The organism is Comamonas avium, assembly GCF_014836675.1.
Classification (GTDB): Bacteria; Pseudomonadota; Gammaproteobacteria; order Burkholderiales; family Burkholderiaceae_C; genus Comamonas; species Comamonas avium.
The window spans coordinates 40,568-62,337 of record NZ_JACSQK010000012.1; the positions used below are offsets into that span (position 1 = coordinate 40,568).

At 55.3% G+C, this 21,770-nt stretch carries 19 protein-coding genes and 1 tRNA gene; 11 read left to right on the forward strand and 9 right to left on the reverse strand.

Annotation, left to right across the window (positions count from 1 at the left end; translation table 11 throughout):
* The first annotated feature begins 24 nt into the window (after window positions 1-24).
* The 3 genes from H9646_RS18005 (at window position 25) to H9646_RS18015 (ending at window position 4,013) form a co-directional block, all read left to right on the forward strand.
* Complete coding sequence (locus H9646_RS18005) at window positions 25-1,779, forward strand: methyl-accepting chemotaxis protein (RefSeq protein WP_191724777.1); 1,755 nt, start codon at window positions 25-27, stop codon at window positions 1,777-1,779.
* 195 nt (window positions 1,780-1,974) lie between these two features.
* The gene (locus H9646_RS18010; protein ID WP_191724778.1) at window positions 1,975-3,621 is read left to right on the forward strand and encodes an NAD+ synthase; all 1,647 of its coding nucleotides are present in this window, start codon (window positions 1,975-1,977) and stop codon (window positions 3,619-3,621) included.
* Between the two features lie 53 nt (window positions 3,622-3,674).
* Window positions 3,675-4,013 carry a P-II family nitrogen regulator gene (locus tag H9646_RS18015; RefSeq protein WP_191724779.1) on the forward strand — a complete coding sequence of 113 codons (339 nt, stop codon included), beginning with the start codon at window positions 3,675-3,677 and terminating at the stop codon, window positions 4,011-4,013.
* 69 nt (window positions 4,014-4,082) lie between these two features.
* Here the strand turns inward: H9646_RS18015 and H9646_RS18020 are convergent, their stop codons facing one another.
* The 5 genes from H9646_RS18020 to H9646_RS18040 are packed head-to-tail and all read right to left on the reverse strand — an operon-like array spanning window position 4,083 to window position 7,333.
* The gene (locus tag H9646_RS18020) at window positions 4,083-4,679 is read right to left on the reverse strand and encodes an LOG family protein (RefSeq protein ID WP_191724780.1); all 597 of its coding nucleotides are present in this window, start codon (window positions 4,677-4,679) and stop codon (window positions 4,083-4,085) included.
* A 29-nt stretch (window positions 4,680-4,708) separates the two neighbouring features.
* The gene (locus H9646_RS18025; protein WP_225214321.1) at window positions 4,709-5,248 is read right to left on the reverse strand and encodes an RDD family protein; all 540 of its coding nucleotides are present in this window, start codon (window positions 5,246-5,248) and stop codon (window positions 4,709-4,711) included.
* A 46-nt stretch (window positions 5,249-5,294) separates the two neighbouring features.
* Complete coding sequence (locus H9646_RS18030) at window positions 5,295-6,254, reverse strand: DUF3106 domain-containing protein (RefSeq protein ID WP_191724782.1); 960 nt, start codon at window positions 6,252-6,254, stop codon at window positions 5,295-5,297.
* Window positions 6,255-6,290: 36 nt separating this feature from the next.
* Window positions 6,291-6,764, reverse strand: a complete 474-nt coding sequence (locus H9646_RS18035; protein ID WP_191724783.1) for a DUF3619 family protein — start codon at window positions 6,762-6,764, stop codon at window positions 6,291-6,293.
* A complete protein-coding gene (locus H9646_RS18040) occupies window positions 6,761-7,333 on the reverse strand; it encodes an RNA polymerase sigma factor (RefSeq protein WP_191724784.1) in 573 nt (190 codons plus the stop codon). The genes H9646_RS18035 and H9646_RS18040 overlap by 4 nt, the downstream gene beginning before the upstream one ends.
* 298 nt (window positions 7,334-7,631) lie before the next feature.
* Here H9646_RS18040 and H9646_RS18045 point away from each other — a divergent pair, with 298 nt between their 5' ends.
* The 6 genes from H9646_RS18045 (at window position 7,632) to pbpG (ending at window position 15,545) form a co-directional block, all read left to right on the forward strand.
* A complete protein-coding gene (locus H9646_RS18045; RefSeq protein ID WP_191724785.1) occupies window positions 7,632-9,419 on the forward strand; it encodes an acetolactate synthase 3 catalytic subunit in 1,788 nt (595 codons plus the stop codon).
* A 164-nt stretch (window positions 9,420-9,583) separates the two neighbouring features.
* Window positions 9,584-10,075 carry an acetolactate synthase small subunit gene (gene ilvN / locus H9646_RS18050; protein ID WP_191724786.1) on the forward strand — a complete coding sequence of 164 codons (492 nt, stop codon included), beginning with the start codon at window positions 9,584-9,586 and terminating at the stop codon, window positions 10,073-10,075.
* A 79-nt stretch (window positions 10,076-10,154) separates the two neighbouring features.
* Complete coding sequence (ilvC, locus tag H9646_RS18055) at window positions 10,155-11,171, forward strand: ketol-acid reductoisomerase (RefSeq protein ID WP_191724787.1); 1,017 nt, start codon at window positions 10,155-10,157, stop codon at window positions 11,169-11,171.
* Window positions 11,172-11,368: 197 nt separating this feature from the next.
* Window positions 11,369-12,205 (forward strand): CDP-diacylglycerol--serine O-phosphatidyltransferase, encoded by an 837-nt coding sequence (pssA, locus tag H9646_RS18060; protein ID WP_191724788.1) that lies wholly within the window; start codon window positions 11,369-11,371, stop codon window positions 12,203-12,205.
* A gap of 227 nt (window positions 12,206-12,432) precedes the next feature.
* A complete protein-coding gene (leuA, locus tag H9646_RS18065) occupies window positions 12,433-14,100 on the forward strand; it encodes a 2-isopropylmalate synthase (protein ID WP_191724797.1) in 1,668 nt (555 codons plus the stop codon).
* A gap of 293 nt (window positions 14,101-14,393) precedes the next feature.
* On the forward strand, window positions 14,394-15,545 hold the full coding sequence (pbpG, locus tag H9646_RS18070; RefSeq protein ID WP_191724789.1) for a D-alanyl-D-alanine endopeptidase: 1,152 nt from the start codon (window positions 14,394-14,396) through the stop codon (window positions 15,543-15,545).
* Window positions 15,546-15,662: 117 nt separating this feature from the next.
* On the opposite strand, the gene H9646_RS18075 is transcribed toward pbpG, so the two are convergent.
* The 3 genes from H9646_RS18075 to H9646_RS18085 all read right to left on the reverse strand — a co-directional run bounded on the left by H9646_RS18075 (window position 15,663) and on the right by H9646_RS18085 (window position 17,865).
* A complete protein-coding gene (locus H9646_RS18075; RefSeq protein WP_318244946.1) occupies window positions 15,663-16,676 on the reverse strand; it encodes an NAD(P)H-quinone oxidoreductase in 1,014 nt (337 codons plus the stop codon).
* Between the two features lie 372 nt (window positions 16,677-17,048).
* Window positions 17,049-17,125 (reverse strand) — tRNA-Arg (locus H9646_RS18080).
* Between the two features lie 602 nt (window positions 17,126-17,727).
* Window positions 17,728-17,865 (reverse strand): hypothetical protein, encoded by a 138-nt coding sequence (locus H9646_RS18085; RefSeq protein WP_191724790.1) that lies wholly within the window; start codon window positions 17,863-17,865, stop codon window positions 17,728-17,730.
* A gap of 246 nt (window positions 17,866-18,111) precedes the next feature.
* On the opposite strand from H9646_RS18085, the gene H9646_RS18090 reads away from it, so the two are divergent.
* Entirely contained in the window at window positions 18,112-18,384 is a 273-nt protein-coding gene (locus tag H9646_RS18090; RefSeq protein WP_191724791.1) for a hypothetical protein, read from the forward strand.
* 662 nt (window positions 18,385-19,046) lie between these two features.
* Here H9646_RS18090 and H9646_RS18095 read toward each other — a convergent pair.
* A complete protein-coding gene (locus tag H9646_RS18095; RefSeq protein ID WP_191724792.1) occupies window positions 19,047-19,799 on the reverse strand; it encodes an SDR family oxidoreductase in 753 nt (250 codons plus the stop codon).
* 421 nt (window positions 19,800-20,220) lie between these two features.
* Between H9646_RS18095 and H9646_RS18100 the strand changes: the two genes are divergently transcribed.
* Window positions 20,221-21,770: ESPR-type extended signal peptide-containing protein (locus H9646_RS18100; RefSeq protein WP_263598971.1), on the forward strand; the 1,550-nt coding region annotated here is incomplete at its 3' end.

A 21,770-nucleotide genomic window follows, 5' to 3' on the forward strand; every position in this document is an offset into this window, starting at 1 on the left:
TGAATGTGCTCAAGAGAGGGAGTCGTGAAAAATCTTAAAATCTCAACGCGTTTATCTGCAGCATTTACGCTGCTTGTCGCTGCGTTATTAATGATTGCCGGTGTGGCTGCAATGCAGCTTTCATCCATGCAAAAAACGCAGACACACATTACGGAAAATATTTTAGTCAGCGTGCAGTTGATCAACCGTTTGAATACTGATCTGGTCAAGGCGCGGTTGCTTGAGTTGCGGCATGTTTTTAACGATGCAGTCAGCTACAAGGAAAATATTGAAAATGAAATGAAAACTCTGCAATCCGAAATGGATGCAATAAAAAAAGAATACGTTCCACTGATTAATTCAGATAAAGAGAGAGAAACCTACGAAGAGCTGCTGGCAGAGCGCAAGGAATATGTGAAGCTCATGGAGGTTCTGTTTGTTACCTCACGATCTGGAGATGCAGAAAAAGCGCGAGAAGTTCTGGGTGGACGTTCTTTGGAGCTTTTCAATACATCATCAAAGACCCTGGCCAGCATTATTGCTATCAAGAACCAGCAATCCGCCGATGAAGTGGCTGCTGCAAAGCGTGTCTACGACCGAGCGTTGGCGATCTTGGCCATTGCCGGGGGGCTTGCAGTGGCCCTCGCGATTGCCGCGGCAATATGGATCATCCGCTCCATTCAGCGGCCTTTGCACAGTGCGATAGAGGTTGCCAACCAAGTGGCAGAAGGTGATTTGACGGCAAAGATTGATATCCGCAGCCAAGATGAACTGGGTTTGCTGCTGGCAGCATTGCAGCGCATGCAGGCAAGTTTGGTTCAAACGGTTCACAACGTCCGCACAGGGGCGGAAGGCGTGGCTTCAGCCAGTCATCAGATTGCGATGGGAAATACGGATTTATCGAGCCGTACCGAAGAGCAGGCCAGTGCATTGGAGCAAACGGCTGCATCTATGGAGGAGCTCGGTTCTACCGTGCGCCAGAATGCGGATAACGCCCGCCAAGCCAATCAACTGGCGCTGAATGCATCTAGCGTTGCTTTGCAAGGTGGCGAGGTGGTTGGGCGGGTGGTCGATACCATGCGTGGTATCAACGAAAGCAGTCGAAAAATTGCCGACATCATTGGTGTGATCGACTCCATAGCGTTTCAAACCAATATCCTGGCGCTCAATGCTGCAGTGGAAGCTGCTCGAGCAGGCGAGCAAGGCAGGGGGTTTGCGGTGGTAGCCGGTGAAGTGCGTAACTTGGCGCAGCGCAGCGCTGAGGCAGCCAAAGAGATCAAGAGCCTGATTACCGATAGCGTCGAGCGTGTTGAGCAAGGCAGCATGCTGGTTGACAAAGCGGGTAGCACCATGAATGAGGTAGTCACTTCTATCCGCAGAGTGACTGACATCGTTGGAGAAATCAGTGCGGCCAGCAGTGAGCAAAGTCAGGGGGTGGCACAAGTGGGCGAAGCTGTCACTCAGATGGATCAGACCACCCAGCAAAATGCCGCTCTGGTGGAAGAGAGCGCAGCCGCGGCAGACAGCCTGCGCAAACAGGCGCAAGATCTGGTGGACGCAGTGGCTGTATTCAAGCTCGACAGTCGAGCACAGCCCATGCCTGCTGCAAGAAAAAGCGACCCATTGATGCGCAGTGCGCCGCAGCCCAATCGAGGCAGCCCTGGGGTGTCGGTGCGCAGCGCGGCCACTGCAGAAAAAACGGCGCGCAAGCCTGTGGCTCCAGCCAGGGCTGTGACCAAGCCTGTCCAGTCCGCCAGACACGATGAAGCTGCGCAGGAAGATCAGTGGGAAAGCTTCTGAATAGTGAATGTGTGCGCCAAACTCCAGCCGCGTTGCTTTGCAATGCGGCTTTTTTATATGCATGTCCGAGGCTTCTCATTACATGTGAGAAGGGCACGGCCGAGAAGGTGATAATTGACGCTTACGCGAGCTGAGCCGGTGGCATACCATTGAGCAACTGCTGATCGCGCTTAGGCCTTGTGGGCCCTTCTTTTCATGATCACATCCATTTGTATTGCACAGCTCAACTTCTTGGTGGGCGATCTGAGCGGTAACGCGCAAAAAATCATTGAAGCTGCACGAGACGCTCATGCGCAAGGCGCAAAGCTGCTGATCACGCCCGAGCTGGCGCTGTGTGGCTACGCTGCAGAAGATTTGCTGTTGCGCCCGGCGTTTCAGCAAGCCAGCGATGAAGCGCTGCAATCTATTGTGAACGCCAGTAAAGCATGGCCGGGCATGACGCTGCTGGTGGGGCACACGCAAGCGACCGCAGGCACTTTGCACCGCCAAAACACCGCAAGCTGGATCGGCAATGGCCGCATTCAGGCCAGCTACGTCAAGCAAGCGCTCCCCAATTACGGCGTATTTGATGAGCTGCGTTATTTCACACCGCAGCACCAGCCTTGTCTGATTGAGGTGGCAGGCATCAAGATAGGTGTTTTGATTTGTGAAGATGCATGGGTGCAAGAGCCAGCGCAGGCCGCAAAGATGGCCGGTGCGCAAATGCTGGTCGTCGTGAATGCATCGCCCTATCACTTGGGCAAGCAGGCAGAGCGGCAGGCTGTTCTCGCACAGAGAGTGGCTGAAACAGGTCTGCCTGTGGTGTACGCCCACATGGTGGGCGGCCAAGATGAACTGGTGTTTGATGGCAGCAGTTTTGCGCTCAATGCGGATGGCTCAGTTGCTGCACGCGCTCCATCGTTTGAAACAGCTTTGGTGACGATTGCGCTGCAACAGCACGCTGACCGGATTCAATTGTCTGGTGATGTCGCTTTGGTGCAAAGCGGCAACGCTTATCTGTGGAGTGCCTTGGTGCTCTCAGTGCGCGATTACGTCAGAAAAAATGGTTTTCCCGGTGCATTGCTGGGTTTGTCGGGGGGGATTGACTCTGCTTTGGTGCTCGCCATTGCGGTGGATGCGCTGGGCAAAGACCGGGTGCGTACCGTCATGATGCCTTCGCCCTATACCGCTGACATCAGCTGGAAAGATGCGCAAGAAATGGCAGATCGCGTGGGTGTACGCCATGATGTGATTGATATCGCACCGCAGTTTGAGGCATTCAAGGCAGCCTTGGCAGACCAGTTCCGCGGCCTGGCTGAAGACACCACAGAAGAGAACTTGCAAGCACGCATTCGTGGCACTTTGCTCATGGCGCTGTCCAACAAGTTCGGCTCCATTGTGTTAACCACGGGCAACAAGAGCGAGCTGGCGACGGGCTATTGCACCTTGTACGGTGACATGGCTGGCGGTTTTGCTGTGATCAAGGATCTATTCAAAACACGTGTATTTGAACTGGCTCTTTGGCGCAATGCCAATGACCCGTTCGGGACCGGGTTGAATCCGATTCCTGAGCGGATCATCACGCGCCCGCCAAGTGCTGAGTTAAGGCCTGACCAAAAGGATGAGGACAGCTTGCCGCCTTATTCCTTGCTGGACGACATCATTGGCAGATACATGGAAAATGACGAGTCTGTTGAGGCGATTGTGGCTGCTGGTCATGATCGTGCCAACGTCGAGCGCGTGGTTCGGCTCATTCGAATCAATGAATACAAGCGCAGGCAGGCCCCCGTGGGGCCTCGTCTGTCTCATCGCAGCTTTGGCAAAGACTGGCGCAACCCGATCACCAACGGTTTTCGGGGTTGAGAGCAAGCCATCACGCAATCGATCAAGTTTTAAATTCCACTGGAGCGTTCACCATGAAAATGATTACTGCCATCATCAAACCGTTCAAGCTCGAGGAGGTACGTGAAGCCTTGGCCGAGTGTGGCGTGACTGGTTTGACAGTGACGGAAGTCAAGGGCTTTGGCCGTCAAAAAGGCCATACCGAGCTGTACCGTGGTGCAGAGTACGTGGTGGATTTCTTGCCCAAGGTGAAAATTGAAGTGGCTGTAGCCACTGAAGATGCTGACCGATGTGTGGATGCCATCGTGACTGCCGCACGCACCGGCAAGATCGGTGATGGGAAGATCTTTGTGACCCCCGTTGAAAAGGTGGTGCGTATTCGCACGGGCGATCTGGATGACGCAGCCATTTAAGCCGGCTGGTGAGCACAAAAAAAGCGATCTTTAAAGATCGCTTTTTTTTTGTAGCTGAAGCGGCAGTGTTTATATGACTTCGCGCAGATTTTTGCTTTCTGGGGCCGTGCCCGCAGACTCCACCAGAAATTTCAGCAGATCTTCAGCGTTCTCACTGGTGCGAATCAAATCCATCTGCCAAGCGCCCATGAACCCGTTTTGGACCGTGGATTTCAGGAAATCGAGCATGCTGGCGTAGTAGCCATTCACATTCAGTATGCCAATGGGCTTGTCGTGATAGCCCAACTGGCGCCAGGTCCACACTTCAAAAAGTTCTTCAAAAGTGCCAATGCCGCCCGGCAAAGCCAAAAACGCGTTGCTGCGCTCTGCCATCATGGCTTTGCGCTCATGCATGTTGGCCACGATGTGCAACTCATCACAAGCTTGATTGGCCAGTTCTTTATCCACCAATGCCTGAGGGATGACACCAACCACGCGGCCACCAGCGGCCTTGGTTGCGTCAGCCACCACCCCCATCAGACCGGTACGCCCGCCACCATAGACCAATTGACCACCATGCCGGCCAATCCAGGTGCCTACTGCGTGCGCAGCTTCGGCATAGGCCGGGAGCTCTCCAGGGCGAGAGCCGCAATAGACGCAAATGGAAAATGCAGGGCGCTGTGTCATGGCTTTGTCTTTAAATGAGGTAGCAGGGTTCAGGCTTGTGAAGTCTTCTTGGCCGGCGGTATCGAGGTGCGGGCGTCGATCAGGCGTGTGCCAGCCAATAGATCGTGCAGAAACTGGCGCTGTGGGTGAAAACGGCTCAATAGCGCCCATACGGCCACCCATCCCAGTGTGAGCACCGCCACTTCGGTCATCGGCAGGTGAAACGGCTTCACAGCAGCCAGCGGGGGAAGTAGCCATAACCATGTCAGCGCATAGCGTGCAAGCGCTCGAATGCGTGTCAAAGGGCGGCCATATTTGTCGACCACCTGGATGTGCCATGTTTTCATGGCCAGCGTTTGCCCCTTGCTCCAGAACCAGGCGAAGTAGCAGCCAAGGACTAAAAACAAGATCGCTTGCAGCGTGCTTGGAGAAAGTGGGTGGCTAAAGAGCACACCTGCACTGCCAAGCACCAGCCCGCCGACGAAGACGATCCCAAATAGCAGCAGACCCTCGTAGAGCCAGCAGGCCATTCGACGGCGCAGGCTGGGTGCAGGCAGTGAGACAGATGCGGCGGGGGCGGGTAAAGACATGCAGGCTGGTTCAGAAAACGAGAGCCTCATCGCAAAAGGCGCACTTTTATTGGGCCGGCGTGGGTGCGATGAGTGGTGGTTTGGAGAGCTCCTGCTGGCTGGCAGGGTGATGTGACTCAGGGGTGTGCGGCACCAGTGCGGCACCGGGCTCTGTGGTGTGCGCAGGCATTGGGGGCAGAACCAGGTTGGGCGCAGCCTGAGGGGCCGAGATGGGCTGGCTCGTTACAGAGGGTTTGCGCTCAAGCGGGCTGATATGCACTGAAGGCGCCGCCTGCGGTGTCAAGACCGGAATGGTTTCTACCACTGACGGTGTTGCCACGGGGTGTGTGGTTGCCGTAGCAGGGGCGGCAACGGCGGAATGCTCGGCAGGAGGGCTGACAGGCTTGGGTGGCGGGGGAAGAGCCAGCCTGCGCTTGGATTTCTTGGCTGCCTTTGCTTTGCGCGCTTGCTCTGCCAGTCGTTTTCTTTCAGCTTCGCTGAGCGCCTGGTATTCATCCCATTTTGACTGGAGCTCTTGTGCAGACAGGCGCTTGGTGCTCTCAAAATTGATTCGGGCCTGATTGCGTTGCTGCACGCTCAGGTTGGCCCAGGTATTCATGCGGCTGACAAGTTTGTTGCGCTCTGACTCGTCCATGCTGGGGTAACGGTCAGCCAAAACCAGCCAGCGCCGCTTGGCAAGGGCGCCGATGGTGTCCCAGCGATCGCGCAAAGGCATCAGAACTTGGCGCTGTGCTTCTGTAATCTCTCGCCAGGCAGGGCCCGAGGCCGTGAGGCGAAGGTGTGAATGGGCATCCGCAGTCAAGGAGTTGCGAGCGTTTTCTCCCTCGACCGACAAGCTCGGAGGGACCGCGCTTGGCACCATGGCCACCTGGCCCATGCTCCAGACCCCCACTGCGGCAAAACCGAACAACAACACGCACGCCACGGCAATGGCGAAGATGGAAGTGCGAGGGGTTGTTGGGGTGTCAGCAGTCAGGGGCATGTATTGCCAAGTGTAAAACTGCATGGAGTCACAAAAAAGTGAAACATGCAGTTGGCAAGTTTAAGGGGTGTCGGAAACGGTGGTCTGCAAATACTGCTGGAAACCTGGGTCGGTATAGGCAGCAGGCGGCAGTTCACTGGTCAGCAGCGCTGCATCAACTTCAGCCACGTCAATGATAGTGCGACTGTCTTGGTCGGCGCCAATAAATGCAAGGGCTGCGGCCAGCGCGATCAAGGGGATGGCTGTCAGCAGGCGGCGTACCCAGATCGGGGTGTTGTCGTGGTTGTTGCCAGAAGCACCCAGTGACACCGTTCCGTCACTTTGAATGCCCAGGAGCGAAACCGCAGACTCGGTGCTGGGGGCGCGCAAAGGAGCGCTGGTGCGCTTGCGCATGGACAGGGCCTGAATGCGAGAGGCACGCAGGCGTTCCGTGACCACATAGGGTAAACCCGCTTCTGCCATGGACAGGTGCGCTGTCAGCTTGCGCGCAAATTGCTCTGCCGCAAGTTCATCGTGGTGCGAAGGTGTGGTCATAACTCGATTCCTTTTGCTTTGAGCGCTTTGCTCAACGATTGAACCGCTCTAAAGCAGTGCGTTTTGACACTGCCTTCGGAACAACCCATGGCCGCAGCGGTTTCTGCAACATCCATGTCTTCCCAGTAACGCAGCAAGAAAGCCTCCCGTTGACGCGCGGGCAAAGATTGAATTTCATTTTCAATGCTTTTTAGCAGTTGGGCGCGCTGGGTGAGTACCTCTGCACTTTGTGCTGCTTCGCCTTCTTCGTTGGCTGCATAAGTCTGCATCCAATCAAACCCATCGTCATCGCCGTCATCTCCATGTGCGAGGTCGCTCATATTGGTAAACAGCGCATTTCGAGTTTTTTGCCGTCTAAACCAGTCCAGTGTGCAGTTGGACAAGATCCGGTGGAACAGCATGGGCAGCTCTGCAGCTGGCTTGTCGCCGTAATGCTGTGCCAGTTTCATCATGCTGTCTTGCACGATATCCAAGGCCGCTTCTTCGTCGCGGACGTGATAAACCGAGCGCTTGAAAGCTCGTTTTTCTACGCCTTTGAGGAAGTCGGATAGCTCTTGTTCAGTGGCCAAGACAGGGGTGCCCGGTAAGTCGAAATCTCGCGAAGCTGCTTACATGTGTAACGAGTGGCAGCGCACGGCAAAGACGCTCATTATTGCATTGCGTTGGCAAACTACCCAAAAAGCGTTGACCAAAGCATATGTTGCAGTGCCATAATTGACGCTTGCAATTGAACAAGGCAAACGGGTCAGGGTCCGGCGTACACCATATCGCTCATGTCCACTGGCCTCAAGTCCTAAGACGATCCCACAAGGATACGGACGAGGGGCACCCAAGGTTTTTCGTTAGAGAAATTCACAAAGGTTGATCATGGAAATTTCTAAAGCAGAGCACGCTAATGCGGCGGCTGCCTCTTCGCAAGCAGGCACCCAGGAGCTGATGGGTGCCGAAATCCTCATCAAGTCACTGCAAGCCGAAGGTGTGAAACACCTGTGGGGCTACCCTGGTGGTGCTGTGCTCTATATCTATGACGCACTGTACAAACAAGACACCATTGAGCATGTCCTGGTGCGCCATGAGCAAGCCGCAGTGCATGCCGCCGATGGTTTTGCCCGTGCAACGGGTGAAGTGGGCGTGGCGCTGGTGACCTCTGGCCCCGGCCTGACAAACGCTGTCACGGGTATTGCCACGGCGTATACAGATTCCATTCCATTGGTGGTGATCAGCGGTCAGACCTCGACCGCCTCGATTGGCACCGATGCCTTCCAAGAGTGCGACACCGTGGGCATTACGCGTCCCATCGTCAAGCACAACTTCTTGGTCAAGGATGTGCGTGATCTGGCGATCACCATGAAAAAAGCTTTCCACGTTGCGCGCACAGGTCGCCCTGGCCCCGTGGTGGTGGATATTCCCAAAGATGTGTCCTTCAAGAAAGCGGCGTTCAGCAGCTATCCACAGACGGTGGAAATGCGCTCGTACAACCCCGTAAAGAAGGGGCACTCGGGCCAAATTCGCAAGGCATTGCAGTTGCTGCTGAGTGCCAAGCGCCCTTATATCTATACCGGTGGCGGCGTGTTGCTGAGCAACGCAAGCCCTGAGCTGCGCGCTTTGGTGGACATGCTGGGCTACCCCATCACGCACACCTTGATGGGCCTGGGCGCTTACCCTGCCAGCGACAGCAAATACCTGGGCATGCTGGGCATGCACGGCACGATTGAGGCCAACAATGCCATGCAAAACTGCGATGTGCTGCTGGCCGTGGGCGCACGTTTTGACGACCGCGTGATTGGTAACCCCAAGCACTTCATGTCGGCAGAGCGCAAGATCATTCACATCGACATTGATCCCTCTTCCATCTCCAAGCGCGTGAAGGTGGATGTGCCCATCGTGGGCGACGTCAAAGAAGTGCTCACCGAGCTGATCGCCATGATCCGCGAAACCACCTCCCAGCCTGACGAAGGTGCGCTGGCACAGTGGTGGACACAGATTGAAGCGTGGCGCAGCCGAGATTGCCTGCAGTTTGACCGTGCCAGCAAGGACGTGATCAAACCCCAGGCGGTGGTGGATGCCCTGTTCCAGATGACCAAGGGCCAAGACGTGTATGTCACGTCAGACGTGGGCCAGCACCAGATGTGGGCTGCGCAGTACTACCGTTTTGATGAACCACGTCGCTGGATCAACTCTGGCGGTCTGGGCACCATGGGCGTGGGCCTGCCATACGCCATGGGCATCAAGCTGGCCAAGCCGCAGGCAGAAGTGTTCTGTATCACGGGCGAAGGCTCGATCCAGATGAACATCCAGGAGCTGGCCACTTGCCGCCAGTACAACACCCCTGTGATCATCTGTGCGCTGAACAACCGTTTCCTCGGAATGGTGCGCCAGTGGCAGCAGATTGAATACTCGGGCCGCTACTCCAGCAGCTACATGGATTCACTGCCTGACTTCGTAAAGCTGGCCGAGGCTTTTGGCCATGCCGGTATCTTGGTGGAAGATCCTTCGCAGGTGCAGGCTGCTTTGATTGAAGCGCGTCGCATTGCCCGCGAAGAAAACAAGTGTGTTTTCATTGACTTTCGCACCGATCCCACCGAGAACGTATTCCCCATGGTGCAGGCCGGCAAGGGCATCACGGAAATGCTGCTTGGACCTGACGACTTGTAAAAAACAGAAGCTGCCAGCGCAAGCTGGTGGCTGTTTTCAAAGTCTTTTTATGCGCAAATGCAGACTGGTTCTGCGCTAAGCGCTCTCATTTTGACGAATCTATTGTTTGCCAAGCTTGTCACTTACCGGTGGCAGGGGAGGGCAGCGAAAAGAGGGATCTGGACATGAAACACATCATTGCCGTGCTGCTCGAAAACGAGCCTGGTGCTTTATCGCGCGTGGTTGGCCTTTTCTCGGCACGCGGCTACAACATTGAATCGCTCACCGTGGCACCGACGGAAGACCCGTCGCTGTCGCGCATGACCATCCTGACCACCGGTTCGGATGACATCATTGAGCAAATCACCAAGCACCTCAATCGCCTGATCGAAGTCGTGAAAGTGGTGGACCTGACCGAAGGGGCCTACACCGAGCGCGAGCTCATGATGGTCAAGGTGCGTGCGGTGGGCAAGGAGCGCGAGGAGATGAAGCGCATGGCGGATATCTTCCGTGGCCGCATCATCGACGTGACCGAAAAAAGCTACACGATTGAGCTGACAGGGGACCAGTCCAAGAACGACGCGTTCCTGCAAGGTTTGGATCGCACCGCGATTTTGGAAACCGTGCGCACCGGTGCCTCAGGCATTGGTCGTGGCGAGCGTATCTTGCGCGTTTGATGCCTGTTTGCCGCGTACACTGATTTTTTAAATAACGTTTTCACCCCCATAAACACACTGGAAATAACTGGAGCCAAACATGAAAGTTTTCTACGACAAAGACTGTGACCTGAGCCTGATCAAGGGCAAGACCGTTGCCATCATTGGTTACGGCAGCCAAGGCCACGCACACGCTCAGAACCTCAACGAGAGCGGCGTGAAGGTCATCGTGGGTCTGCGCAAGGGCGGCGCTTCATGGGACAAAGTGGGTAAGGCTGGCCTGACCGTCATGGAAGTCAACGAAGCCGTGAAGGCTGCTGACGTGGTCATGATGTTGCTGCCTGACGAGAACATTCCTGACGTCTACAACAACAATGTGGCCCCCAACATGAAGTCGGGCGCTACCTTGGCGTTCGCTCACGGCTTTAACGTGCATTACAACCAGGTGGTGCCACGCGCCGACGTGGACGTGATCATGGTGGCCCCCAAGGGCCCTGGCCACACTGTGCGTTCCGAGTACCTCAAGGGCGGCGGCGTTCCTTCCTTGATCGCCATCTACCAAGACAAGTCTGGCAAGGCGCGTGACGTGGCACTGTCTTACGCCATGGCCAATGGCGGCGGCAAGGGCGGCATCATTGAGACCAACTTCAAGGAAGAAACCGAAACTGACCTGTTCGGCGAACAAGCCGTGCTGTGCGGAGGTGCAGTGGAGCTGGTGAAGATGGGCTTTGAGACCCTGACCGAAGCTGGCTACGCTCCTGAAATGGCTTACTTTGAATGCCTGCACGAGCTCAAGCTGATTGTGGATCTGATGTACGAAGGCGGCATCGCCAACATGAACTACTCCATCTCCAACAACGCGGAGTATGGCGAGTACGTGACGGGCCCTGAAGTCATCAACGAAGAATCGCGCAAGGCCATGCGCAATGCCCTGAAGCGCATCCAGAGCGGTGAATACGCCAAGATGTTCATCAGCGAAGGCCGTCTGAACTACCCATCCATGACAGCTCGTCGTCGTCAAAACGCCGAGCACGCCATCGAGCAAGTTGGTGGCCAGCTGCGCGCCATGATGCCTTGGATCTCCAAGAACAAGCTGGTTGACCAGACCCGCAACTAATGCGCCAACCATGCAGGCCGCACCGCGCGGCCTGCAGCCCAAGGCCACTGCCAGCGCAGTGGCCTTTTTATTTGTCAGGTGGCATGGCGACAGCGATACACTGGTAGCAAGCTGGATGCAAAAGCAGTCTGCGTAAAATACTATGGTTTTAATAGCTGCCTCGGCTTTTCAGAGGCGGCGCTCTGGAGGTGCATTACATGCATGACAGCAATGACGCCCATACGGGCGATAACGGCGTAGTGGTTCGCAAGCGCCGCAAGGGCATTTACATATTGCCCAATCTATTCACACTGGCAGCCTTGTTTGGCGGCTTTTACGCCATCGTCATGGCCATGAATGGCCGCTTTGACCTCGCCGCCATCGGTGTTTTCTGTGCCATGGTGCTCGACAGCCTCGATGGCCGTGTTGCCCGGATGACCAACACCCAGAGTGCATTTGGCGAGCAAATGGATTCGCTGTGCGATATGGTGTCATTTGGCGTCGCTCCAGCGTTGATTGCATATGAATGGGCGCTCAAAGGTCTGGGGCGCTGGGGCTGGATTGCCGCGTTCGTGTACTGCTCTTGTGCCGCACTGCGCTTGGCGCGCTTTAACGTGAACACAGGGGTGGTGGATAAGCGCTGGTTCCAGGGGCTGCCTTCGCCAGCTGCCGCTGCTTTGGTGGTCGGCTTTATCTGGGTGTTCAATGATTACGGCGTCGTGCGCGGCGAAGATGGCCTGATCACCTGGGTGCAGATGATGTGGGTGATGTTCATCTTGACGCTGTATTCGGGCTTGACGATGGTCACCAACGTGCCTTTCTACAGCTTCAAAGACTTCAACATGAAGCGCAGCGTGCCGTTTGCAGCCATCGTGCTCATCGTGCTGGGTATTGCCATCGTCAATATCCACACTCCCACTGTGCTGTTTGCGGTGTTCGCCCTGTATGGATTCAGCGGCTATGTGGTGTATTTGATGCGCAAGGCCAAGGGCCAGCAAACCAGTGTGATCAGCACGTCCAAAGACGAGCCTGAAGAACGTGGTTTGCACCACTAAGTAAAAACGCAAGCATTGTTTTTGAAAAACTGTGCTAGAGTAATCCGCATGCAAAACCTGTCGCTAGCTCTACTACTAACCATGTCCATCGGGCAGATCAAGTAGCGCGCGCGTACAAAACACCCTACTTCCAAGGCCCGTAGCTTCCAGCGACGGGCCTTTTTTTGTTGAGTTGCTGGGGGATCAGGTCAATTTTTCTTGAATCACGAAAGAGAGTCCCTATGTCGATGTTGCACAACCCCGCTAGCAAATACCAACCCTTTGTTCCTGTTCGTTTGACCGATCGCACGTGGCCTGACGCAGTTGTCACCAAGCCACCAGTGTGGTGCAGTGTGGACTTACGTGATGGCAATCAGGCGCTGATTGAACCCATGGACATCGAGCGCAAGATTCGCATGTTCGAGCAACTGGTCAAGATCGGTTTCAAGGAAATTGAAGTCGGCTTTCCTTCTGCTTCTCAGATTGAATTTGACTTCATGCGCAAGCTCATCGAGGAAAAGCGCATTCCCGATGATGTGACCGTGCAAGTACTGACCCAGGCCCGTGAGCACCTGATCCGCCGCACGTTTGAAGCGCTGGAGGGTGTGCCACGTGCCATCGTCCACCTGTACAACGCCACCGCGCCTGTGATGCGCCGCGTGGTGCTCAATATGAGCGAAGACGAAATTGTCGAGCTGGCCCGCACCAATGCCCAGCTGTTCAAGGACATCGCGGCAGAACACCCCAGCACGGACTGGACGTTTGAATATTCGCCCGAAATGTATTCGGATACGGAAGTTGAGTTTTCCAAGCGCGTGGTCGATGCAGTGACCGAAGTGTGGCAACCCACGCCGCAAAAGAAATGCATCATCAATTTGCCGACAACCGTGGAGCACTCCAGCCCCAATATCTTTGCCGACATGGTGGAGTGGACACACCGCAACTTGCTGCGCCGTGACTCGATCGTTTTGTCTGTACACCCCCACAACGACCGCGGTACAGGCACGGCCACCGCTGAAATGGCATTGCTGGCCGGAGCTGACCGCCTGGAAGGCTGCCTGTTTGGCAATGGTGAGCGCACCGGCAACCTTGACGTGGTGAACGTGGCCTTGAACATGTACATTCAGGGTATCAATCCTGGGCTGGATTTTTCAGATATCGACGGCATTCGTGCCACGGTGGAGTACTGCAATCAGTTGCCGGTGCACCCTCGTCACCCCTATGTGGGCGAGCTGGTTTACACCTCGTTCTCGGGCTCGCACCAGGATGCGATCAAGAAGGCGTTTTCGGCACGCAAGGAAAGCGACATCTGGGACATGCCTTACTTGCCAATTGATCCCAAGGATTTGGGACGCAGCTACGAGGCGGTGATTCGCGTGAACAGCCAGTCAGGCAAGGGCGGTATTTCTTATCTGCTTGAGGCAGAGTACGGCTTGCAGTTGCCACGTCGCTTGCAAATCGAGTTCTCGCAAATCGTGCAACAGGAAATGGACTCTTTGGGCACCGAATTCACTGCTGCAGACTTGTGGAAGATCTTCCGCAAAGAATTTGGCATGGATGTGGCCCAGGCTCCGCAGTATCGTTTGGCAGAAGATGATGGTGTGGTGACCTTGAACGCCAAGCTCCACTGGGACGGCCAAGAGCGCGTGCTTGAAGCGCAGGGCACCGGCCCGATTGATGCCTTCGTACAGGCGTTGTCGCAATCGCTGGGCCGCCAGGTGCGTGTGATGAATTATTCGGAGCATGCAGTAGGCGAGGGGGCTAATGCCCAGGCGGTGGCCTACGTTGAAGTGCGCGTAGACGATAGCCACACCGTGTTTGGTGTGGGTATGGATGCCAACATTGTTTCGGCATCGATTCGGGCGATTTTGTCAGGCTTGCGCCGTGCGCCAGCCGTGCAAACAGTGGCCGTTTAAGGTGGAAGCAGGGTGGCGCTTTGTATGTTTTTACAAGTGCCGCCCAGCTACTGACCTGCCGGATTGTGAAATCCGGCAAGGCGACAGGCGGTAGTGCTTTGGCTAAGTTCGATGCCGTCTGTATTGCTTGCTCTCAAATAAATGTAATTCAGTGCTAGCTGCATGCTACAAACGGTAGGTGTCGTCCTATAATTCGCTTAATTTCCGCTAAAAAGTTGTGTATTTCGGTAAATGGCATGACTTTCTTTGGTGGTAACGGCACTCCCTTGTTGTTTGTTGCTCGGAGCACTTGCATGCACCACCGATCCCCGTTTGCGTATGGTCGAATCGCCAAAGCGCTGGCCTTTTTGACTTTGAGTTGTGCATTGGCTGCCCCAGCCGCTTACGCATCGAAAAAGGCCCCGACCAAGAAACAAACCACTGCAGCCTCTGCTTCCGTCAAGAAAAAGCAGGCAGCCAAAGCCACCAGTACCAAAAAGGTCGTGGCACAAAAGAACACCAAGTCCGCTACATCTAACCGCAAGGTGGTAGCCACGCGGGCAGTTAAATCCAATACCAAAGTTGCGCGTAAAGCGACGGCCACCCGCGCGGTAGCCGCCGCAGCGGCGGGCGCGGCGGCCGTAGCGGTAGCACGGCCTTCGTTTGGGCAAATGGCAGGCTTGCACCAGGTCTCTGATCCTTTGGATCTGAAATCCAGCGTTGCGCTGGTGCTGGATCAGGACACCAAGGAGGTGCTGCTGAGTAAGAACGACCATGCGGTCTTGCCCATTGCTTCCATCACCAAGCTGATGACGGGTTTGCTGATTGCCGAAGCCAAGCTGCCGATGGATGAAATGATCACCATCACGCAAGACGATGTGGACACTGAAAAGCACAGCAGCTCACGTTTGCGCGTTGGCACACAGCTGAGCCGCGGCGAAATGCTGCACTTGGCGCTGATGTCCAGCGAAAATCGTGCTGCCCATGCGCTGGGTCGTACGTACCCTGGCGGGCTGGTGCATTTTGTGCAGTTGATGAACAACAAGGCCAAGTTGCTGGGCATGACTGAAACCCAGTATGTAGAGCCTACAGGTCTGTCGAGCCGCAACCAGTCCAGCGCGCATGATCTGGCTACATTGGTGAACGTGACACACGCCAACCCCCTGATGCGCCAATACTCCACATCGCCCAGCTATGAAGTGGCTGTGGGTAACCGCATGCTGCAATTCAACAACACCAACAGCCTGGTCAAGAGCGACCGCTGGGACATTGGCCTGCAAAAAACCGGCTACATCTCAGAAGCAGGCCGCTGCCTGGTGATGCAGGCAGAGGTGTCTGGCCGCAAAATCATCATGGTGTTTTTGGATTCAGTGGGCAAGTACAGCCGCCAGGGCGATGCAGAGCGTGTACGCCATTGGGTCGAGTCATTGTCGAGCGGCAACGGCATGCTGACCGCCAGCAAATAAAGCTCACAAGTGATTCAATAAAAATAGCGGCTAGCGCCGGTATTTAAAGGGTTTGAGATAGTTATGTATCTGAAACCCTTGAATACAAAGCGCTAGCCGCTATTTTTTTATTCTGATCTAGTTGGAGCAGGTCAGCACAATCTTTCCAAAAGGTTGCTGATTTTCCAGATGCGCATGAGCTTGCGCGGCCTGCGTCAAAGGGTATTGCTGTTCAATCAATGGCAGCAATTGACGGCGCGCGATGACAGGGAGCCAGCGTTGGGCAAAACGCTGGGTCATGGCCACTTTTTGCGCGGTGCTGAGCGACTTCATGACCGTGCCCTCTATGCGCAGCCTGCGTGTCATCATCACATCCATCGGCAGCGTACCGCTGGCGCCACCTTGCAGCCCAAGCTGAATCAGGCGACCAGCCATATCCAGGCTGCGTACATTGCGCTCCAGATATGGCGCGCCCATATTGCAAATCACCACATCGACACGTCCGCCGGTTACTTCGCTGGCAATGACTTCGGCAAAGTCCTGTGTGGCGTAGTCCACGGTGATGTCAGCCCCCAAGGCACGCAGGCGCTCATGCTTGCCAGCGCTGCTCGTGGTGACAATGGTGCTTGCACCAGCCATACGTGCCATCTGTATCAGGGTTGTGCCCACACCGCCGCCTGCACCGTGAATCAAAACCCGCTCACCGGCTTGCAGGTTCCCCAGATGCTGCAGAACATGGTGTGCAGTCACCATGGCTTCGGGAATGCTGGCGGCCTCTACATCGCTGATGCCTTCTGGCACACGCATGGCCATGCCCGCATCGATGCGGGCGTACTGTGCATATGCGCCCCCGCCCACAATGCCCATGACGCGTTCGCCCAAGCGAAAGCCGCTGACCTGCGGCCCCATGGCGACGACTTCTCCAGCCATCTCCAGTCCAATGACCTGGTCACTGTCTCCAAAACCCGGGTTGGGGCCGTACTTGCCTTGGCGCCAGTTCAGCTCTGCCCGATTGAGGCCGGCGGCATGCACGCGCACCAGCAAATCATTGGGGCGCATCGCCGGAAGAGGAATGTCTTGGGGGTGCAGAACGTCAGGGGCACCAAAGCCATTGTGTACGGCTGCGAGCATCAAGGATGGAAGTGTTGTCACGGTGTCTTCGCTGGTAGGTTATTGCAATTGCGTACAGCCAAGCATATGAGCTAAACAGCTCGACCTGATAAAACCGTATGCAAAGAGGGCAGAGGTCAAGACGCTCTAGTGACAGTCTTTGGGACAACTCCTGGCAGATGTGATTGCATGCCTGGCGGTGTTTGGCGCCTATCGAGCTGACAGGTGTGTGAATGCGCCGTGGAACGTGCTTGCTTTCGCTGCGCCTTTAGTGATGTAGCGGGCGCAGGGCGGGCCGCGCACCGCTGGCGCAGTGTCTTTGGCAAATGCGTGAAAGAGGTTTGCATTGAAAAGGTGCCAGACAAGCAAAAAGCCCTGCACAAACACGTTGTGCAGGGCTTGAAACTTCTTTTGTGGCGCGGCGTACTGGAATCGAACCAGTGACCCACAGCTTAGAAGGCTGTTGCTCTATCCAACTGAGCTAACGCCACCACGTTGATTTGATTATGTTTTTACCCGCAATGACTGCGGAGATAAGCGCTCTATTTGCGGAGCGCTGCGCAACAATCAATTGCTGCGAGTTCATAACCAGCCGTTATTATGCCCCCGATTGCAGGTCCAGAAGGGGTTGTGGTGTCCTACTTCGTCGCTTGGATTTTGGCTCCACGACGCAGGCAGTGGGCGTTGGGCGGTCTGTATGGATGTCCCAACTGTTTGGGTGCCTTCATCTTGCCGCGTTCATCAGCAACGTCGTCTGCAGTTTGGGGTGCAAATGTCTGCAGCCGTTTTATGTTGCCGCCTTTTTCTGCCGTGGTGCGCGCAGGCTCACCAGTACGTTACTGCTAACGGTGCTGTATTGCCCTTTGGGCAAAACCATTCCGTGAAACTGAAAGCTGTCTAGAAAAGGCTGCGCCCTCCATAAACAGTCGCACTGCATTAAAGATCGCTCAAGGCCAGTTGCATCTCATGCCCCAGAGACACATATTCAATGTGGTTGCCAGAGCGGGTGGGGCAGGCCGCAGATATAAGACGTTTTGCTGAGCTGACAGTTCAGAAGCCTCAAAAGCAAAACCCGCATTGCGCGGGTTTTGTATTAGCGGCCCCAGTCTTTGGGTTGGTAAGGCTCGAAACTGGTTCCGTTACAGACTCGGTAGCTTTCAGGCAAAGCTTGCCGTTCGTGCACTTGAATCTTGAGGCCTGCGGGCATCACGGTTTCAGGTTTAACCTTCACGGGTTGTTTCCACGGTTTTTTCGCAGAGACGTTGCTATTTGCTTGAGCATCGATTTTTGGTGGTGGCACAGGCTTCCTCTCCATAGTCATCAACAATTTAAATCTCTCCCTAGTGTGCCAGTTGAATGACTTTTAACCTAATCCACACTAAGTGGTTGCGATTGCTTGCTTAATTTCACGCGCGCGCATTGAGGAGGCAGGCTACGGACTGCGTCGTGCAATGGCCGCATCGAAAACAGCATCCGTGTGCTGTTGCTGCTATGCCATGACCACACCCAGTGGGGCAACCTGGTGCTGCCGGTGGCCTCTCTCTATGTTGGTCAACCCGCTGGCCCTCGAACGGCTGGCGTTGCCGTTGCCGCCATGCGTCAGCCGATCCAGAACAAGCTGGCATCGGTATCGGTATCGGTATCGGTATCGGTATCGGTATCGGTATCGGTATCGGTATCGGCATCGGCATCGGCATCGTCTGCGCTGAGCCAGGTGGCGCGAGATGCTGGACTTACTAAGGGGCTCTAGATATCCATAGCCAAGGCAATACCAGCGAGCGCAGCATGAAGTGATGGCCCCAAGCGTTCCCGCAGGATTCGCGCAGTCTGGCTGAACAGATCTAGTCTCTTTCCCCGCGCAAAAGAGATTGGAGACGTGACCATCCCAGATTAACCATCCTCGGCCCGGATGGATTCACCTTTCTCACCGACCACTCTTTCTTGATCTCAGTGGTATCCATCGGTGATGTGCGAATGGGTAAGCAACGGCCTTCTAACACCTCGTCAAAAAAAGCAGCAAGAAAACCGCTGAAAATGGACATGGCGATTTGCACTTGCGCTTAATAGTTTTGCTGCAATGCGTTTAGTGGCTCGTGCTTGTAGGGTTGCTGTTGCGGGCCATGGCTTTTCTCCTTGCCCGTTGTAGCCTTGTCTGGCTGCGACGACGGTGGTTCTATGGTGGTTGCTGTGGGTGAGCGACGGCCCATACAGCAAGAAAGATATTTAAAGCTTTTTTGGAACCAAGACATAAAAAACCTCGCTTTAAAAAATATAGTCAACAAACCTATCAGCGCTTCACAGTACTCCCTTTACGTACCGCCTGGTTGTGTATCGCATCAAGATATTTTTCTAATCGCTCTCACCAAGCCTGAGTGCATTTTTTTGCACTGCAGCACTGAATGCCTCGGGTTTCTAGAGGTTTCCACCCGAAATTTCAATCAAACTGCCTGTGGTGTAAGGAGATTCATCAGACATTAGCCAAACAATGGCGTTTGCGACTTCTTCAGGTGTGCCGCCACGCTTCATGGGAACGCTTGGCGCAAGACGGACAAGCCTGTCTGGCTGTCCACCGCTGGCATGAATATCCGTGTCAATCAGTCCAGGGCGTACAGCATTTACGCGGATACCTTCTGCTGCAACTTCTTTGGCCAGACCCAGCGTCATCACATCCATGGCACCTTTGGATGCAGCGTAGTCCACATACTGGCGTGGAGCGCCCAGCCTTGCTGCAATACTGGAGACATTCACGATAGAGCCGCCCTGACCACCGCGTGATGTACTCATTCGCACAACAGCTTCACGTGCGCAGAGGAACGCTCCGATCGTGTTGATGCGGAACATGCGCTCCAAGCGCTGCAAGCTGAACTCAGCCACTGTCTGGGCTTTGTCGACCACCCCTGCGTTAATGACCAAGGCATCGAGCCGGCCAAACTGCTCATCCACCAAGGTGAACAAGCACTGTATTTGCTCTTCACTACCTACATCTGCTTGGACAGCGGCAGCGCGCCGCCCGAGACTCTCAATACTTGAGACAACTGCATGTGCTGCTGCATGCTCATTGTTGTAGCTAATGACGACATCCCATCCCTTGGTTGCTGCTTGCAAAGCCGTAGCAGCACCTATGCCGCGGCTGCCACCAGTGATGAGTACAACTTTGTTTGTCATGCGCTTCCTTAAAAGAATACCCCAGTCTAGGCGTGGCAGCCTTGGCCAGCTGCGAGATGCCCAACTGCACGGCCATTGGTAAAGAGCGCACCTTCACCGTGAATGCTGCTGCCGTCCGAGAGTGCCCTGCAAGAGCTGGTGGGCGCACCCTTGATGCAAGAGTCTGCCGGGCAGTTTGCCCGGTGATGTCTGTGGCTCGCTAACGTATGAGATTGACATGTGCCATTCGTTTATTCATATAAATCTTATGGAGATAGCCGTATGCACCATGCGCGATGGGCCTAAAAATACCTAGTTTCAGTGATAGACAGGCTGGTGGTGGGTTGTTACATTTTTTTAGTTTTTAGGTAGCTTCGGGCGGTGTTTGTACGGGCTTTGAGGCACAGAAATACCCATATACAAGCACTGAAGGCATAGCCGCATGAACCATATTTACCGATCTACCTGGAACGCCACCTTGGGCTGCTGGGTTGCTGTACCTGAAACTGCCCGCGCCGGTGGCGGTGCTGCAAGTGGCAGCAAGCAATCGAAGGTGATTTGCGCTAACCAACGTAGCTTGCGCTGGCATGGCATTGCTGGTGCCATTGCTATGGCTTGGGGATTGTTGGCCGCATCTTCTGCATATGCGGTATGCGACACGCCGGCGCCCGGTGCGACGATTAATTGCACTGGCACAACAGTCGGCCTGACTACTGGTGTGAGCAATCTAACTGTCAATGTGCTCAGCGAGGCGGTCATAAATGCGCCGCTGCTTGGAACAGCACTCAACCTTAGCGGCAATAATGCCCGGTTGACTAACACCGGTTTAATTGATCCTTCTCTGATGGGAACAGTTTCAGGGCTGACAACGGGTGTGACGATGGGTAACGCAAATAACAGCATCGTCGTAGTTACCAATAACAACACCGGCGTGATTCGTGGCACTTCCGGTCTTCTTGGTGCAAGCTTGCCCAGCTTGACCGGCATCGGTCTGAGTGTGCAAAACGGTGTAGGCGGTACTACCACGATTACAAACAACGGCATTATTGAAGGCATGCCGTTGGTAGGTGTCTCCATACTTGCAGCAGATATTCCTGTGATTGCACTGTGGGGCGGTGGCAAGGGTGTATTTACCAACAACGGGAGCATCACCGGCCGGGTGGCCATGCAGGGTACATCGACCGGAAACGTATTCACTAACACTGGAATTCTTAGCGGCAGTTTGTCCCTTGGTACGGGTGGTGGTGCCAACCGTTTCAATGCGATCACCGGCTCTTTGGTGTCCGCCGGCGGTGGTGTAGGGGTTGCGTTGCCGGTACTGGGCCTGACCATCGGCTTTGCCGGCGCCGGGATTGTCGATGGTGGCACAGCCAACAACGGCAACACTCTGGCTTTGCAGAATGCCGTCGGCGGCGGCTCGGGTACCGGCGGAACGGGGACGATCAATGGGAACAACTACCTCAATTTCAGCAACCTGATTATCGATAGCGGCACGTGGACCATCCAGGGCCCGATCATCAGTGGCAACACCACCACCCAACTTAATGGTGGTATCGTCAGGATCAATGACGCTGCGGTCTTCGGTATTGGCGGCGTGCTCGCCAATGGTGGCACCCTGGAATCGCAAACCACCAACCTGTCGGTGGGCAACACCTTCACTCTCGGCAGCAACGGATTGAAGGTCTCGGGAAGCAACGCTTTGACGCTCACCGGCCAACTCACCGGTCATGGCGGGTTGACCAAGACCGGGCAGGGAAACCTCACCTTGAACAGCTCCACCAACGACTTCACCGGCGGTGTCATCCTCACTGCCGGTACGCTGACCCTTGGTACAGGCGCGTCGCTGGGCAGTGGCGCGCTGACCGTGGCGGGTGCCTCGACCCTAGATAACACCGAGCCACTGGTGCTGGCCAACAACCTCAACGTCAATGCCAATCTGGCTCTGGCCGGCAACAACAACCTGACACTCGGCGGCATCGTCGCCGGCGCCGG